15 protein-coding genes are annotated in these 16,814 nt (G+C 62.8%); 8 read left to right on the top strand and 7 right to left on the bottom strand.

Going from position 1 to position 16,814, the window contains the following annotated elements; translation table 11 throughout:
• Positions 1 to 67 precede the first annotated feature (67 nt).
• From HX866_RS26435 to HX866_RS26405, 7 genes are all read left to right on the top strand, one after another.
• Positions 68 to 2,701 carry an MGH1-like glycoside hydrolase domain-containing protein gene (locus tag HX866_RS26435; protein ID WP_177140697.1) on the top strand — a complete coding sequence of 878 codons (2,634 nt, stop codon included), beginning with the start codon at positions 68 to 70 and terminating at the stop codon, positions 2,699 to 2,701.
• Between the two features lie 419 nt (positions 2,702 to 3,120).
• Positions 3,121 to 3,414 (top strand): hypothetical protein, encoded by a 294-nt coding sequence (locus tag HX866_RS26430; RefSeq protein ID WP_177140696.1) that lies wholly within the window; start codon positions 3,121 to 3,123, stop codon positions 3,412 to 3,414.
• A 286-nt stretch (positions 3,415 to 3,700) separates the two neighbouring features.
• Complete coding sequence (gene mgtA, locus HX866_RS26425; protein WP_177140695.1) at positions 3,701 to 6,412, top strand: magnesium-translocating P-type ATPase; 2,712 nt, start codon at positions 3,701 to 3,703, stop codon at positions 6,410 to 6,412.
• 164 nt (positions 6,413 to 6,576) lie between these two features.
• Complete coding sequence (locus HX866_RS26420; RefSeq protein WP_100943779.1) at positions 6,577 to 6,792, top strand: hypothetical protein; 216 nt, start codon at positions 6,577 to 6,579, stop codon at positions 6,790 to 6,792.
• Between the two features lie 24 nt (positions 6,793 to 6,816).
• On the top strand, positions 6,817 to 8,547 hold the full coding sequence (locus HX866_RS26415) for a Na/Pi cotransporter family protein (protein ID WP_177140694.1): 1,731 nt from the start codon (positions 6,817 to 6,819) through the stop codon (positions 8,545 to 8,547).
• Positions 8,535 to 8,882: a DUF2493 domain-containing protein gene (locus tag HX866_RS26410; protein WP_177097338.1), complete on the top strand. Its 348-nt coding sequence runs from the start codon at positions 8,535 to 8,537 to the stop codon at positions 8,880 to 8,882. The genes HX866_RS26415 and HX866_RS26410 overlap by 13 nt, the downstream gene beginning before the upstream one ends.
• Positions 8,883 to 9,114: 232 nt before the next feature.
• Entirely contained in the window at positions 9,115 to 9,936 is an 822-nt protein-coding gene (locus tag HX866_RS26405) for a hypothetical protein (RefSeq protein ID WP_256345009.1), read from the top strand.
• Between the two features lie 45 nt (positions 9,937 to 9,981).
• Here HX866_RS26405 and HX866_RS26400 read toward each other — a convergent pair whose 3' ends face one another.
• The 3 genes from HX866_RS26400 to HX866_RS26390 all read right to left on the bottom strand — a co-directional run bounded on the left by HX866_RS26400 (position 9,982) and on the right by HX866_RS26390 (position 11,554).
• Positions 9,982 to 10,281: a putative quinol monooxygenase gene (locus HX866_RS26400; RefSeq protein ID WP_177097340.1), complete on the bottom strand. Its 300-nt coding sequence runs from the start codon at positions 10,279 to 10,281 to the stop codon at positions 9,982 to 9,984.
• 164 nt (positions 10,282 to 10,445) lie between these two features.
• Positions 10,446 to 10,664 (bottom strand): hypothetical protein, encoded by a 219-nt coding sequence (locus tag HX866_RS26395; protein ID WP_177096988.1) that lies wholly within the window; start codon positions 10,662 to 10,664, stop codon positions 10,446 to 10,448.
• A gap of 95 nt (positions 10,665 to 10,759) precedes the next feature.
• Entirely contained in the window at positions 10,760 to 11,554 is a 795-nt protein-coding gene (locus tag HX866_RS26390) for an alpha/beta hydrolase (RefSeq protein WP_177097342.1), read from the bottom strand.
• A gap of 190 nt (positions 11,555 to 11,744) precedes the next feature.
• Here HX866_RS26390 and HX866_RS26385 point away from each other — a divergent pair, with 190 nt between their 5' ends.
• On the top strand, positions 11,745 to 12,395 hold the full coding sequence (locus HX866_RS26385) for an HAD family hydrolase (protein ID WP_177097344.1): 651 nt from the start codon (positions 11,745 to 11,747) through the stop codon (positions 12,393 to 12,395).
• A 9-nt stretch (positions 12,396 to 12,404) separates the two neighbouring features.
• Here the strand turns inward: HX866_RS26385 and HX866_RS26380 are convergent, their stop codons facing one another.
• The 4 genes from HX866_RS26380 to HX866_RS26365 all read right to left on the bottom strand — a co-directional run bounded on the left by HX866_RS26380 (position 12,405) and on the right by HX866_RS26365 (position 16,630).
• Positions 12,405 to 13,658, bottom strand: coding sequence for a 3-phosphoshikimate 1-carboxyvinyltransferase (locus HX866_RS26380; protein WP_177097346.1), 1,254 nt, complete (start codon positions 13,656 to 13,658; stop codon positions 12,405 to 12,407).
• Positions 13,659 to 13,743: 85 nt separating this feature from the next.
• Complete coding sequence (locus HX866_RS26375; RefSeq protein ID WP_256345008.1) at positions 13,744 to 14,385, bottom strand: helix-turn-helix transcriptional regulator; 642 nt, start codon at positions 14,383 to 14,385, stop codon at positions 13,744 to 13,746.
• A gap of 140 nt (positions 14,386 to 14,525) precedes the next feature.
• Positions 14,526 to 15,497: an ornithine cyclodeaminase gene (locus tag HX866_RS26370; RefSeq protein ID WP_177097348.1), complete on the bottom strand. Its 972-nt coding sequence runs from the start codon at positions 15,495 to 15,497 to the stop codon at positions 14,526 to 14,528.
• The gene (locus tag HX866_RS26365; RefSeq protein ID WP_177097350.1) at positions 15,494 to 16,630 is read right to left on the bottom strand and encodes an aminotransferase class I/II-fold pyridoxal phosphate-dependent enzyme; all 1,137 of its coding nucleotides are present in this window, start codon (positions 16,628 to 16,630) and stop codon (positions 15,494 to 15,496) included. Before HX866_RS26365 ends, HX866_RS26370 begins: the two co-directional genes overlap by 4 nt.
• Between the last annotated feature and the right edge of the window lie 184 nt (positions 16,631 to 16,814).

Below are 16,814 nucleotides of genomic sequence, written 5' to 3'. Positions count from 1 at the left end.
CCCGATTCCCGCAAAGGCGCCGGCACGTTCTACACTGCGGCTCAGCTCCCCAGCAACGGAGGACCCGATGACGGCCAAACCAGCAGCGACGCTTCTCGACACCACTGAAGGCCAGCGCCTGGCCGGCGAAGACGCCGCCCGCTGGCGCGAATGGGGCCCATATCTGAGCGAACGGCAATGGGGCACGGTGCGCGAGGATTACAGCGCGGACGGCGATGCCTGGGCCTATTTCCCCCACGATCACGCCCGCAGTCGCGTCTATCGCTGGGGCGAGGAAGGTCTCGCGGGGTTTTCCGACAAGTCCCAGCACTGGTGCCTCGGGTTGGCCCTCTGGAACGAGCGTGACCCGATTCTCAAGGAACGCCTGTTCGGCCTGAACAACGCCGAAGGCAACCATGGCGAAGACGTCAAGGAGCTGTACTTCTACCTCGACGGCGTACCCAGCCATGCGTATATGCGCATGCTCTACAAATACCCGCAGGCGGCCTTCCCCTACAACGACCTGGTCAGCGAAAACGCCCGTCGCGGCCTGGCCGATGCCGAGTACGAGATCCTCGACACCGGGGTGTTCGAGGACAACCGCTATTTCGATATCACGGTCGAGTACGCCAAGCAGGCCCCGAACGACATCGTCATGCGGATCAGCGTGCACAATCGCTTTCACCAAGCGGCGCGCCTGCGTGTGCTGCCGCATCTCTGGGCGCGCAATGACTGGAGTTGGAGTCCCCACGCCCGGCGACCGAGCCTGACCTTGCAAGGTGACACCGTCGCCGCCCAGCACGCTGGCTGCGACCCCATGCAAGCCAGTGCCTGGGGCGACGACGGCTTCGAATGGCTGTTCTGCGAAAACGAAACCAACACCCGGCGTCTGAACGGCACGCAAGCCGACGGCCCGTTCAAGGATGGGATCAACGACCACGTGGTGAACGGCGCCGAGAGTATTCGCCGGGATGCCGGGACCCGGGTTGCGGCGCACTTTTCCCTGAGCCTGCAAGGGGATGAAACCCGCACGCTGTACCTGCGCTTCGCGCCACCCGATGCCGAAAAAATCAACGCCCGCCACCTGTTCGAAACCCGCCGCCAGGAAGCCGATGACTTCTATGCCGCCTTGCAGCAGGGCATCAAGGACGCCGACGCGCGTAACGTCCAGCGCCAGGCCCTGGCCGGCCTGCTGTGGTCCAAGCAACTCTATTACTTCGATGTGAACCAGTGGCTCGACGGCGACCCGAACCAACCGCAACCACCGGCCGAACGCCTGCACATCCGCAACACCCACTGGCGGCACTTGTCGAACTTCGACATCGTGTCCATGCCGGACAAATGGGAGTATCCCTGGTACGCCTCCTGGGACCTGGGCTTCCAGGCCGTGGCCTTCGCCCTGATCGATCCGGGCTTCGCCAAGCACCAGTTGCTGCTTCTGGTCAAAGACCGTTTCATGCACCCCAACGGCCAATTGCCCGCCTATGAGTGGCGTTTCGACGACGCCAACCCGCCGGTGCATGCCTGGGCGTCGTGGCGGGTCTACCAACGGGAAAAAGCACTGACCGGCGTCGGCGACCTGGACTTCCTCGAACGGATCTTCCACAAGCTGTTGCTGAACTTCTCCTGGTGGGTCAACCGCAAAGATGCCGAGGGCCGCAACCTGTTCCAGGGCGGCTTTCTGGGGCTGGACAACATCGCCCTGTTCAACCGTTCCGACGACATCCCACCCGGCTACACCCTCGACCAGGCCGACGGCACCGCCTGGGTCGCCGCCTATGCCCTGGACATGATGCGCATTGCCCTGGAACTGGCCAAGCGCAACCCGGTGTATGTCGATATCGGGGTGAAGTTCTTCGAACACTTTCTCTATATCGCCGGGGCGATCAATCGGGTCGACGACAGCGCCGAAGGGCTGTGGGACAACCAGGACGAATTCTTCTACGACGTGCTGCAACACCCCGATGGCCGCAGCGAGCCGGTGCGCCTGCGTTCCATCGTCGGGCTGATGCCACTGTTCGCCGTGCTGGTCCTGGAGCAGCGCGAACACCAGGACCTGCCCGGCCTACGTGAGCGGCTGCTGGGTTTCATGCACCACCGGCCGGACCTGGCGGCGCTGGTCTCGCGCTGGAACGAACCGGGCGACGGCAATCGCCTGCTGCTGGCCCTGCTGCGCGGCGAACGCACCAAGAACCTGCTCAAGCGCATGCTCGATGAAGCCGAATTTCTCTCCGACTTCGGCATCCGCTCGCTGTCCAAGGCCTTTGCCGAGCAACCCCTGGCCATGCAGCTCGATGGCAAGACCCTCTGCGCCCGCTACCAACCGGCGGAATCCGACTCGCGCCTGTACGGCGGTAACTCCAACTGGCGCGGGCCGTTGTGGATGCCGGTCAACTACCTGCTGATCGAGTCGCTGCGCGAATTCCACCGTTACTACGACGACCACTTTTCCGTGGAGTACCCCAGCGGCTCCGGCTACCTGTCGTCACTGGACGAAGTGGCCGACAGCCTCGGCCAGCGCCTGACCTCGCTGTTCCTGCTGGACGAGAACGGACGACGACCGGTGATGGCCGCGTATGGGCAGTTGCAGGCCGATCCGGCCAGCCGCGACCTGGTGCTATTCCATGAATATTTCCACGGCGACACTGGGCGCGGACTCGGCGCCTCCCATCAGACCGGCTGGAGCGCGTTGGTGGCTTTATTGCTGCAACCCCAAAACTGATCCGCTGCCAGACTGAAAACATAAGTTCGATTAAATGCGTCAATGAATAGGTAGCCGAATGCCTCGACACCTATTCATTCCATTGAAATAAAACAACTTGGCCACGCAATACGCGCCGCTCTTTTCATTCACTTCAGCTTATATTCAGGTTGTTGCTACAAAGCGCTACATTTGATGTTGACTTCAAGCACCCCGTTGAGTAAATTCCCCCTGCCTGCTGCTCAGGCCTTTTTTCAACTCACAAAAGAACCCAATGGACACAGTATCTAGACGCTGTCCGGTTCCCGCGAATGCGGCTCACCGGGCGCTTAACCCAGAAAATGACGGGACTCGACGCACAGTCGGGTGAGCTGCGCCAGGGCTTGATGCTCTTTGCGTAATTCGCCTCTGCCGGCGCCAGTCCGGTCGTGAGGTGTGTTATGACTTTCAAAACCTTTGTAATGCCCGGCGTTCGCGCCTTTTCTTCGAACATGCGTGTCAAATTGTCCCGCGAGCCAGTCAAATCGGCCCGTGGCAACGCCCTGTTCGCGGCGCCCTCCTCCAAGGCGTCGGCACGCGCCTCCGTCGGCTGGCGTATCTGCCCGAGCACCGGCCAGCTGCAGCAACGCTGGAATTTCGATGACAGCCAGGACCCGCAGAGTATCGGGCTTACGCAGCTGTTCCAGCGCGCCGGCCTGACCTTGAACCTGTATGTCGAGGCCCGCGCCACTTAATTGTCTGGCGCTGACACAGACAACTACCGCCCCTGCACTTACCACTTGTAAGTGCATGGCATAGTTATGCCTTTCATTATTAAACATTGAGCACTTCATTATGGACGAAGCCAGTAGGCGGTTCGCTGTTCGTCATTCTTTCGTGAACGGGCAGCGAACGTTAAAACCTTATACACCCTCTTATTCGAATCACTCGCACCCGCGTGACTCGGCTTGTATTCGTTCGCCTGTCGAATAGGTGAATCGTCTATATGCCCGGTCACGAAGATGTGACAGAGGCATCGTTATGAACGCAGTCAAAGACCCTATCCGGCCAGCCGGAAACCGCGCGACAGAAGACACAAAATTGTCGATGCGCGCCGCTCGCGAATCGCAACACACCCTCTCAGCCACCCTGAGCAACGTCAACGCCAGCCGCGACGGCCTGACCGAACTGGACGCCGCCGGCCGCCTGCAACGCGAAGGCTTCAACGAAGTCGCCCACGACAAGCCGCCACATGCCCTGGTCCAGTTCCTCCAGGCGCTGAACAATCCCTTCATCTACGTGCTGCTGATCCTCGCCGGCATCAGCTTCTTCACCGATTTCTGGCTGGCCGAACGTGCCGGCGAAGAAGGCGACCTGACCAAGGTCATCATCATCATGACCATGGTGACCCTGAGCAGCACCCTGCGCTTCTGGCAGGAACACCGCTCGGCCAAATCCGCCGAAGCCCTCAAGGCCATGGTCCGCACCACCGCCACCGTGCTGCGCCGCGAGCAGATGGGCAACACACCGGCGCTGCGCGAAGTGCCGATGCGTGAACTGGTGGCCGGCGACATCGTGCACCTGTCGGCCGGCGACATGATTCCGGCGGATATCCGCCTGATCGAGTCCCGTGACCTGTTCATCAGCCAGGCCGTGCTCACCGGTGAGGCCTTGCCGGTGGAGAAGTACGACACCCTCGGCGATGTCGCGGCCAAGTCCGCGTCCGCCAGCACCGATCAGAGCAACCTGCTGGACCTGCAGAACATCTGCTTCATGGGCACCAACGTGGTCAGCGGCACCGCCAAGGCCGTGGTGGTTGCCACTGGCCCGCGCACCTACTTCGGTTCGCTGGCCAAGGCGATTGTCGGCTCACGGGTGCAGACCGCCTTTGATCGCGGGGTCAACAGTGTCAGCTGGCTGCTGATCCGTTTCATGCTGGTGATGGTGCCGATCGTGTTCCTGCTCAACGGCTTTTCCAAGGGTGACTGGAGCGATGCCCTGCTCTTCGCCCTGGCGGTCGCGGTGGGCCTGACCCCGGAAATGCTGCCGATGATCGTCAGCGCCAACCTTGCCAAGGGCGCCATGGCCATGGCCCGGCGCAAAGTGGTGGTCAAACGCCTGAACGCCATCCAGAACTTCGGTTCCATGGACGTACTGTGCACCGACAAGACCGGCACCCTGACCCAGGACAAGATCATCCTCGAACACCACGTCGACGCCGCGGGCCAGCGCAATGACGCCGTACTCGGCCTGGCCTGGCTCAACAGCCATCACCAGAGCGGCATGAAGAACCTGATGGACCAGGCGGTCCTGCAATTCTCCCGGGAGAACCCCAACTTCCAGGAGCCGTTCGCCTACAGCAAGGTCGATGAACTGCCCTTCGACTTCGTCCGCCGACGCCTGTCGATCATCGTCCAGGACAGCCACGCCGATCACCTGCTGGTGTGCAAGGGCGCGGTCGAGGAAATGCTCAGCATCTCCAGCCACGTCATGGAGGGCAACAACGTCATCGCCCTGGACGAGCAGCGGCGCAAGAGCCTGCTGGCCCTGGCCAATGACTACAACAAGGACGGTTTCCGTGTCCTGCTGCTGGCGACCCGCGATATTCTCAAGCCGCAAACCAAGGGGCAGTACAAGACCGCCGACGAGCGTGACCTGGTTATCCGCGGGTTCCTGACCTTCCTCGATCCACCGAAGGAAACCGCAGGGCCGGCGATTGCCGCCCTGCGTGACATCGGGGTCACGGTCAAGGTCCTGACCGGCGACAACGCCGTGGTCACCTGCAAGATCTGCCGCGAAGTCGGACTGGAGCCAGGCCTGCCGCTGCTGGGCCACGACATCGAGCACATGGACGAGGCGACCCTCAAGCTGCGGGTCGAGGAACGCACGGTGTTCGCCAAGCTGACCCCGCTGCAGAAATCCCGGGTGCTCAAGGCCCTGCAATCCAACGGCCATACCGTCGGCTTCCTCGGCGACGGCATCAACGATGCCCCGGCCCTGCGGGATGCCGACGTCGGGATCTCGGTGGACAGCGGCACCGACATCGCCAAGGAGTCGGCCGACATCATCCTGCTGGAAAAGAGCCTGATGGTGCTGGAAGAAGGTGTGCTCAAGGGCCGCGAAACCTTCGGCAATATCATGAAGTACCTGAACATGACCGCCAGCTCGAATTTTGGCAACGTGTTCTCGGTGCTGGTGGCCAGTGCGTTCATCCCGTTCCTGCCGATGCTGTCGATCCACCTGCTGCTGCAGAACCTGATCTACGACATCTCCCAGCTGGCCCTGCCGTGGGACAAGATGGACAAGGAGTACCTGCGCAAGCCACGCAAGTGGGATGCGAAGAACATCGGGCGTTTCATGCTGTGGATCGGGCCGACCTCGTCGATCTTCGACATGACCACCTTTGCCCTGATGTGGTACGTGTTCGCCGCCAACAGCGTGGAAGCCCAGGCCCTGTTCCAGTCCGGCTGGTTTATCGAAGGCCTGCTGTCGCAGACGCTGGTGGTGCATATGCTGCGGACCCAGAAGATCCCGTTCTTCCAGAGCACCGCCTCATTGCCGATCATCGTCATGACCTGCCTGGCGGTGTCCATCGGCATCTACCTGCCGTTCTCGCAACTGGGCACGTTGGTGGGCTTGGTGCCGTTGCCGCTGGCGTACTTCCCATGGCTGGTGGGCACTTTGTTGGCCTACTGCGTGGTGGCCCAGAGCATGAAAGTGTTCTACATCCGCCGCTTCAAGCAGTGGTTCTGACACGGTTCCAGAGATAACCCCGAACCTGTAGGAGCGAGCTTGCTCGCGATCAGCCGGCAGGCTGAGGCGACCTTGAGGTCGCCATCGCCAGCAAGCTGGCTCCTACAGGCTTCGCGCCGCTCGCGATATCGTCCGCCAAAAACCGGCCACCCCCGGAGCCCACCATGGAACCACTCTCGCAGTTCCTCGCCGTGCTCGACTACAGCTATCGGGCGCTGTCGGTCCTGTTCCTGACCAAAGCGGCAAAAGTGGTCAGGCGGGTCACCGTAAAGCTCTATGTTCGCGGGACGCTGACCGCTATCGAAATGCGCTACCTGCTGGCGTTCTCCAGCACCATCAGTCGTGTCTCGGTGAGGTTGCTGCGCCCACCCAGAAAGTAAAAAACCAGTACGTGGAGAATCCTCATGTCTGGAACCGCTCTGTTGATCCACCTCGCCGGCGCCATTGCCCTGTTGCTGTGGGGCACCCACATGATTTCAACCGCCTTGCTGCGCGGCTTCGGCACCCAGTTGCGCAATGGCCTGGGCCGCAACCTCGATAAACGCTGGAAGGCCCTGCTCTGCGGCATCGGCATCACCACCGTGCTGCAAAGCAGTACCGCGGTAAGCCTGATGGCCACCTCCTTCACCGCCGCCGGCACCCTCAGTCTCGCTCCGGCGCTGGCGGTGATGCTGGGGGCCAATATCGGCTCGACCCTGGTCGCGCAACTGCTCAGTTTCGACACCTCGATCGCCATCCCCCTGGTGCTGCTGGCGGGTTTCGTGGTGTTCCGCCTGCGCGATGACTCACGTTATGAAAGCATCGGCTGCGCCCTGATCGGCCTGGGCCTGATGCTGCTCGCCCTGAGCCTGCTGAGCGCCGCCCTCGGCCAGATGGAAAGCACGCCGCTGTTCCATGTGATCATGCAAGGCCTGGACGGTGACCTGCTGATCGCCCTGCTGGTGGCGGTGGTGCTGACTTGGATGTGTCATTCCAGCGTCGCGGTGATCCTGCTGATCGCCTCCCTGGCCGGCACCGCCACCCTGTCGCCGGTCACCACCCTGGCCCTGGTGCTCGGGGTCAATATCGGCGGCGCCCTGCCCTCGGTCATGAATGCCGCGACCCCGGTAGCCCGTCGCTTGCCCCTGGGCAATCTGCTGGTGCGGCTGTTCGGGGCGTTGCTGGTGCTACCGTTCGCCCCTCTGCTGGGCAAGAGCCTCGCCGACAGCGCAATCGCACCCGCCCATCTGGTGGTCTACCTGCATATCGCCTTCAACCTGCTCCTGGCCCTGGGCTTCATCGGCTGGGTGGACGGGCTCGCCAAGGGCCTGACACGCCTGCTGCCGGCGCCGGAGCAGGCCGCCGATCCGGGCATGCCGCAGTACCTCGACGAAGCCGGCCTGGAAGTGGCCAATATCGGCCTGTCGAATGCCGTGCGCGAAGCCTTGCGCATCGCCGACATGCTCTCGGTGATGCTCGATCGGGTGCTGCAGTTGTTCCAGAAACCCGGCGAAGTCTCGGCCGAGGAGATCCGTCAGCTCGACCAGTCCCTGGACCTGCTCAGCGCGGCGATCCGCGCTTACCTGGCGGATATCGGCCAGGACGGCCTGAGCGACGAGGATGCCGACCGCGCCCAGGAAATCCTGATGTTCGTGATCAACCTGGAGCATGCCGGCGACATCCTCTCCACCAACCTCGCCCAGTTGGCGGCGCGCCGCCGGCGCCGTGGCGAACGCTTCTCCGAGTTCGAGCTGGGGCACATCTATCCGCTGCACGAGGAGTTGCGCGAAAGCCTGAGCCTGGCGGTCACCGTGTTCCTGCGCGAAGACATCACCACCGCCCATCGCCTGGTCGAACGCAAGGAGGTCATTCGCCGTCTGGAAGCCAGCGCCAGCCGCGAACACTTCCGCAAACTCAGTGCCGACAAGAGCACCTGGGCCGAATCGGGGGATATTTTCCAGCGGGTCCTGCGCGATTATCGGCGCGTGCACCACCATATCGCGGCACTCGCCTATCCGGTGCTCGAACGCGCCGGGGAACGGCTCCTGGAGGCACGGCCCCTGGGCGCAAACGAACCGGCGCCCGGGCCTGTGCACGCCCTTGAGCTCCATGACCAATCCCTGCTCGACAAGGATAACTACCCATGCGCGTCCTGATCTGCGCCGGGCGCTATTACCTGAACGCCGCGATGTGCCGCAAGGTGCTGGAGGCGTATCACCAGACCCATACGATCAGCGTCCTGATCCACGGCGGCAACCAGTTCCTGGGCAGCGAAATCGAGGATTGGGCCCGGGAAAACGGCACGCACCTGGTGCGTTATCCGCCCAATTGGCAGCGCTATGGCAAGCAGGCCGAACGCCGGCGCAACCAGTTCATGCTGATGGACAGCGAGCCGGAGCTGGTGATCGCCTTTCCTGGCGGCAGCGACACCGAAGAGCTGGTGGCCCAGGCCAGGGCCATGGAGATCGGCGTCCTGTCCCTGGAGGAGTGAGCCGCCGGCTCATCAACTTTTTTGCAACACCCCTGCCCGGCCTTTCACTTCGGTAAAGGCCAGGCCATTGCCTGCACGCGGCCCCTGGCCGCTCACCCCGAAGGAGCATCAAGCATGAATGAAGAACCCAGTTGTAACCCGCACCACCACGACCTCCACACCCCTTTGCCCGCTTCACGACGACGCGTACCCGACGCGCGCTCGCGTGAGCCTATGATCACCGAGGCCTACCATGAAAAAATCCACTGCTCGCCGCACCAGCCGAACGACCAGCAGCACCGCGCGGCCAACGCCAACGGTTTCCAGCTCCCAGCTTAAACACTTGCCACCCGCCCAGCGCCGCGCCCTGCAGCGCGTGGTGGTCCTGGTCGGCGCCACCTTCGGCACCTTCCTGCTGCTTTCGCTCTACTCCAAGGCCCATGCGGCCGGCGGCTCCTACGTCGTCGACGATGGTGGGATCAATGACCCCGGCCAGTGCAATATCGACACCTGGTACAAGAGCGGCCGGCACAACGCCGCCAGCGGCGAAACCGTGCTGTCGGCGGACTGCACGCCCACCAGCCTGCCCACTGTGCAATTGGGTGCCGACATCAACCGCAGCCGCGACGATGGCGAACACACGACGATGCTGAGTCCGCATATCAAGGCCTCGATTTTCACCCGCGAAGACCTCGGACTCGAAGCCGCAGTCCTGGCCCAGGCCCACGTCGCCACGGATCGTCGACATGCCTTCGACGGCGCCGACGTCGCACTGCCCCTGACCTACACGCCTTTCGAAGCCTTGCGCCTGACCGTCAGCGCCGGCTGGTACCACGCCCATAACGACGGTGCGCCCAACGAGGGGCGGACCTGGGGCAGCGGTGTCGAATACGATGTGCTGAAGTCGCTGACCCTGGTGGCCGAACGTTTCGGCCAACAAGGCGGCGACCAGGGATGGCAGGCCGGACCGCGCCTGCATCTTGGCAAAAACTTAGATATCGACCTGGTGTCGGGTCAACACCTGTCGGGCGACCGTGACCGCTGGTTCACCACCGGAGCGACGCTGCGTTTCTAAGCGCCCCGCAACGAACCTGGCGCTTGCGCGTCAGGTTCATCGGCCTTATTGCCCAGGTACCTCATTCAGCAACAAGACCTGGCGCTCACTCAACAAATCGCCGATCGCCTCGGCCATCGCCCGGTAATGCGTGGTTCCGCGGTGGTGCTCGATGGCAGCCTGGTCGATCCAGCGCTCAACGAAGACAAAACGCTCGGGGTCGGCCTGGTCGACATGCAGGATATATTCACGGCAACCCGGTTCGGCACGGGATGGGACGACGCAAGCCTTGAGATGGGGCTCCAGCTCCGCGGCCTTGCCCGGTTTGGCATGAAGGATGGCCACAACGCGAATTTCATGGTTCATGATACTTCCTGGAATTGGCAGATAAAGTCGTGACCGATCATGAGCCCTTGCCCCGGCACCTTCAAGTCAAAGGCACGCATTTGCCATGGGAGCTGCGTTGCAGGGGTCGGGGTTTTCAGCGACAGACGAACGGCACAGCCCGGCAGTGCGCCGGGCCGTGTGTCTCAAGGTCTGAGGGGCAATTCTTCGTCAAGCTCCGACAGGCTCTTGCCGTCGTCGGGGTGTTTCCAGGTTTGCGGTGGCACCTGGTCATCGGTTTCGTCGCTCGGGCTCTCACTGAGCGGCTCTTGATCCTCATCCGGGATCGGTACCTTGCGCCAGGGCATGGCCTGGATGTGCTGGCACGCAAACGCCGTGAACGGGGAAGCAGGTTGAGTATCCATACGCACCTCGCATCAGCAACCCGGACCATCCGGGCTGTCAATTCAAGTGTAGGCAATGCCCGCCACCCCCTCCACTCTGTGTGAACCGACTGCGCTTACTTGGCGTCCAAAGCGTGTTTCGCCGCCTGCTCGATCAACGCGGCCACTTCCTTGGGGTGGGACTCGTAGACCGAATGGCTGGCGCCGGCGATTTCAATGGTGTGGCTGTTGGCGCGCTTGGCGTACATGCGCTCCAGGTCAGGGTTGATGATCCGATCGGACTTGGCCACGGCGTACCAGCTCGGCTTGGTTTTCCAGGCGGCCGAAGTGGCGGCGGTGGTAAACACCGATGCCGAGGTCAGGGCCTGGCTATTGGCCTCGAATTCGGCCTGGGCCTTGGGCAGGTCAGCGGCGAAATCGGCAGGATAGAACGCCGGATCCAGGTAGAGGAAGCCATCCGCGGTTTTCTTCACGGCCTTGGTGGCATTCGGGTAGAGCTTGCCGTTGGCGGCTTCGGTTTCACCGATATCCAGGGCATGGGCGGCGATATAGACCAGGCCCACCACGTGGTCGTCGGTACCGGCATCGGAAATCACCGCGCCGCCGTAGCTGTGGCCGACGAGAATGGTCGGACCGTCCTGCATCGCCAGGATGCGCTTGACTGCGGTCACGTCATCGCTGAAGGCAGTCAGCGGATGTTGCGCCACCGAGACGTGGTAACCGTCCTTGACCAGGATGTCGTAGACCGGTTTCCAACCCGCACCATTCACAAAGGCGCCGTGGACCAGGACGATATTGTGCACCGGGGCCGCTGCCGGAGCCGGGGCCGCCGTCGCGGTGCCGGCCATCGCCAGGGTCATGCAGGCCAGGGAGACAGCCGCCAACAGGGAAGGTACTTTCGCAAATTTCATGGGAACTCATCTCGCTCGGGAATTGGGTTATCGCCCGGCCTCATTGGCCATTGCGTTATGACAAAGTGGCTTGCCCTAGTCCGACGAGCGCCACGCCGAGTTATTCCACGAACCACCAAAAAATATTCGAAAAGCCCGTGCTAGCATGCTCGCCTTGCCCTGGGACAGGGGCCGACAGCGGAGAACAGAGATGGTTGAAGGTCAGCGATTCGCGGCGTTTCTATTCGATATGGACGGGACACTGCTCAACTCCATTGCCAGTGCCGAGCGCGTCTGGGCCCGTTGGGCAGAACGCCACGGCCTCGATGTGCAAGCTTTTCTGCAGACCATTCACGGCGTGCGCAGTATCGAGACCGTTCGCCGGCAGAACCTGCCGGGCGTCGACCCCGAGCGTGAAGCCGCGGCGATCACCCAGGCCGAAATCGACGACGTCGAAGGCGTGATCGCCATCGAGGGAGCCAAGGCTTTCCTCGCCAGCCTGCCGCCGGAGCGCTGGGCCATTGTCACCTCCGCGCCGCGCGCCCTGGCGGAGCGGCGGATGGCTGCGGCCGGCCTGGAATTCCCGGCGTTGGTGATCACCGCCGAAGACATCGCCCACGGCAAGCCGGCGCCCGACTGCTACCTGCTAGCGGCGCAGCGCCTGGGCGTTCGGCCACAAGACTGTCTGGTGTTTGAAGATGCCCCGGCGGGGATTACCGCGGGAGAAGCCGCTGATGCGCGGGTGGTGGTGATCAGTGCGACCCACGCGCATCCGATGGAAACGGCGCACCGGGTGTTGGCGGATTACCTGCAGGTCGCTGTCGACATCAACGATCAGGGCCTGGCGCTGGTCCAGGCCTGATCGAATCGGTCAGGCGTACTGCACGCCCAGCGAAGCCAGGGCCTTCCAGTAATCCGGGTAGGTCTTGGCCACGCAATCAGGGTCCTGAATGCGGATACCGGCGACTTTCAAACCGGCCAGGGCAAAGCACATGGCAATGCGATGGTCGGAGTGGGTGTCGATCAGGGCATCGCACGTGGTGCCGGCCAGGGCCGGATCGGCGGCCACCAGCAGGTCGTCACCTTCCACGCTCGCCAGGCCCGGACGAATGCCGTTGAGGCCGTCGAACAGGGCCTGGACCCGATCGCATTCCTTGACCCGCAGGTTCGCCAGTTCGACGAAGCGCACCGGGGTCTTATTGAACGCCGCCAGCACCGCCAGGGTCGGAATCGCGTCCTGCATCTGCGAACCGTTGATCACCGCCGGCATATGCGGGAACTGCTGGATCAGCTCCAGCGCCTTGGCATCCGGCTGGGTGAAATCTTCACCGGCCACGCCCAGGTCGATATGACCGTCGGTCAAGGCTTGCGCCGCCCACAGGTAAGTGGCCGCCGAAGCATCCGGTTCAATCCGGTAATCACAGGCCTGGTAGCCGGTGGCCGCGACACGCCAGAGGGTCTCGTCGAGCACGTCGACCTGGGCCCCGAAGGCCTGCATGCAGGCGATGGTCAGGTCGACGTAACCGCGGGCGCCGATGTCCTTGCCGGTCAGTGCCACTTCGATCGGCGACTCGCCGCAGGCCGCCAGCATCAGCAAGGCCGATACGTATTGGCTGGACAGGCCGCCGTCGATCTCGAAACGCCTGGCCTGCACACCGCCACGACCGTTCACGGTCACGGGTGGGCAGCCGGTTTCGCTGGCGACATCGAGGCCGCCACGTTGCAGGGCTTCGAGCAGCGGGCCGATCGGGCGCTTGCGCATATAGTGGTCGCCGTCCAGCACCACAGGGCCATTCACCGTGGTCACCGCTGCGGTCAGGAAGCGCACCGCCGTGCCGGCATTGCCGAGGAACAGGGGTTGCTCCGGCACTTGCAGCTTGCCGTTGCCGGTGACCACGAACGTGGTCTCGTCCGGCTCGTCGATCTGTACGCCCATCTGCCGCAGGGCGGTGGACATGTGGCGGGTGTCATCGCTTTTCAGCGCGCCGGACAGGCGGCTGGTGCCCTTGGCCAGGGCCGCGAGCAACAAGGCCCGGTTAGTGATCGACTTCGAACCGGGCGGCGTCACCTTTCCGTTCAGGGACGCGTTCGGCGGGATCACGGTGAGGGTTTGCTGCACAGCCATTCATCAATCTCCAGGCTCGAAAGATAAGCGCACAGGCTCGTGCGCCTCGACAGTCCGCCATGATGCCATTAATGCGCCCGACGGATCATCCGTTTCCGTCGTCGGCGGCGATGGCTTTCAGGTAGTTGTAAACCGTCGCCCGGGAAATCTCGAAGTACTCGCCGAAATAATCGACGAAATTGCGGATATCCAGCAGCCCGCTGGCCTTGGCCTCGATCAGTGCCAGGCGGATTTCCGCGCGGCCGAAGTCGCTGCGACGTACACATTGGCGGACCGAGACCGCCTCGACGATATCGTTGAGCTTTTCCCGCCAGTCGGCATTGAACAGGGCCTGCGGACGCGCCTGCGGCGGGTTGCCGACGGCAAAGCCGCTGAGCAGCTTCTGCACCTGGGACAGGGCCGTGACATCGAAATTCAGGCACAGCAGGGCAATGATCTCGCCGCTGTCAGCACGGGCGGCGAGGCTGATCGAGCGTAATTGGCGGTTGTTTGCGCCGTTTTTTTCATAGGGGCCGATAACATCCGCGCCCTGCTCCAGTTCAGCGAGGTCGTCGAGCAACGAGGGATCGCCGACCTTGCGCCGGGAGAAACTGTTGGCGATATGGCTGATCCGTCCGCTGCGGACATCGTGGACCACCGCTTCGAGGTCGGGAAACAGCAGGGCCGCAAAGCCATCGGCAGCGGCGTTCATAAAGGCGATATCGACCATGGAGGGGTGCCGATCCATTGAAAATCAAGTCGGAATTGTACGCAATGCCCTTTGCAGGAGCGAGCTTGCTCGCGATGGTCGTTAACGATGATGCGCATTCAGCTGATAAACGCGGCGCTCTTGAGCCCATCGCGAGCAAGCTCGCTCCTACAAGGTGCCTAGCGATCCGCCTTGCGCAACGACTCGATTGCCAAGCTGGCAATGGCAATGTCATGGGCCGCCAGTCCCGTCAGGTCGGCCACGGTCACGTCCTCATCACTGAAACGCCCCCGGGCCTTGCCCGCCAGCACCTGGCCCAGCGAGACATCGACCCCGGCAACGACCAACCCCGCCGCCAGGGCATGGGCCAACTCGCCACGCTCGGCGCACTGATGCCGATCATCGGTCATGATCACCCGGGCTCGCGCCAGGATCGCCGGGTCCAGTTCCTGCTTGCCGAGGCTGTCGGCCCCCAGCGCCACGATATGGGTGCCGGGACGTACCGCCGAAGCCGGGACCAACGCGGCAGTCGAAGGCGTGCAAGTGATCACCACGTTGCACTGCTCGAACAACTGCTCCACGCTCGACACCGCCTCGGCGATCAAGCCCTGATGGCTGAGACTGGCCGCCAGCCGCGCGGCCTTGTCCGGGCTACGTCCCCAGATGAATACCCGATCAACGCCAAGCATCTCGGCGCTCCAACGGGCCTGGTGCTCGGCCTGATGGCCGCTGCCGACAATCCCCAGCGCCGAGACCCGCGACGGAGCACCGGCCTTGGCCGCCAGCGCCCCGGCGGCAGCGGTCCGCCAACTGGTCAGCCAGCCCTCGTCATTGAGCACGGCCAGCGTCGCCCCGGTCCGGGCATCGAAGACCAGCATCAAGCCGTTATTGGTCTCCAGGCCCTTGCCCGCGTTTTCATAGAAACCCATGGCCACCTTGACCACAAACACCTGGCCACCGCGAAAATGGCCGAACTTGATATGACAGTCTCCCGGCGGATCCTGGAACAGCAACTCACCGCCACGGGGTGCGACGACCTCACCCTCGGCATGACGGATAAAGGCCTCACGGACTACCCGCAGCATGTCCTTGCGCCGCAGTACGTCGCGCAACTCCCCGAGGCCGTGGACCGGCAGCACAATCGGGCTCATGGGCGACGACCGCGCAAGTAGTTGGCAAACACCTCCAGCCCCTCCTCCATGTGCGCCCGGCCATAGCCGATGCGAAAGCGATCTTGGGGCACCGGCCCCAGCGCCGACTCATAGATGCTCGACGGCAATAACAGCACGCCGGTGCTCTCCACCAGGTCGCTGGCGAAACGCTCGACCCCTTCGGCCCCCAGGTAACGCGGGTAGGCAATGCAGCCACCGTCAGGGCGATACCATTCGAACAGCCCCTCGAACTCACGGAAGAACCCGTCCAGCAGCTTGAGGTTGTGGCGCATCAATTGGTGAATCCTTTCCAGGATCGGCTCCCGAGCCTTGAGGGCAATCCGCGCCAGCACTTCACTGGGGCCGGAGTTACAGATCGACAGGTAATGTTTCATGCGCTCCATGCGCGACAGCACTTCGCGGTCCTGACAGGCGATCCAGCCGATTCGCAGTCCCGGCAAACCATAGGGTTTGGACATCACCGCCAGCGACAGGCCGCGCTCGTAGACATCGGCCACCGCCGGCAGTTGCCCGCCCTCGCCCAGCCCCAACAAACGATAGGCTTCATCGCTGAACAGGTAGATCCCGTGCTGGCGGCACAGGTTGACCAGGGCATCGAAACGCTCGCGTTCGAGGATCTTGCCGGTGGGGTTATGGGGGAAGTTGATGGAGATCAGTCGGGTATTCGGACGGATCGCCGCCGCCACCGCATCGATGTCCAGCGTCCAGTCCTGCTCCGGGTCCAGGGCCACGCCCGTCACCTCGCAGAGACTCAAGGGGATGGTTTCCGAGGACTGGTAGTTGGGCGTCACCACAATGGCATGGTCGCCCTTGTTCAACAGCGCATGCATGGCCACGTAGAGCCCTTCCTCGGCCCCGGCGAAGCAGAGCAGATCGGCCGGGGTCTGGCGCTCGTAGGTCGAGGCGATCACTTCCAGCAACTCGGGCGCACCGAATGTCTGGGTGTAGCCCAGGGACAAGGTCTCGAAGGCTTCACGGTCCGCCACATCGGCCAACGCCAGCAGCTCCTGGATGGTCATGCTTTGCGCATCGGACGCGGTCATGTGGTAACGCGCAGAGAACTCCCACTTGGAAAAGTAGGTTTCCAGTCGGAAATCAGGAAGTGTGGCCATGCGATTTTTCCCCAGCTCGATTCAAGTCATGGCCTTTGCGTCAGGGGCAGCAGGCCTTGGGCCGAGAATACGAAAATATATACAATCTGTCTATTTTTTATATTTTGTATAATTCGATGTGCCAACCGCTCCAACCCGAGCATGACCGCGCCCCACCAAAAATGCTTTATCGCCTGAGAGTCAG

The organism is Pseudomonas gingeri (assembly GCF_013386165.1).
GTDB classification, from domain to species: Bacteria; Pseudomonadota; Gammaproteobacteria; order Pseudomonadales; family Pseudomonadaceae; genus Aquipseudomonas; species Aquipseudomonas gingeri_C.
The sequence above is the reverse complement of the archived record's forward strand: the minus strand, read 5'-3'. Positions and strand labels throughout refer to the sequence as shown.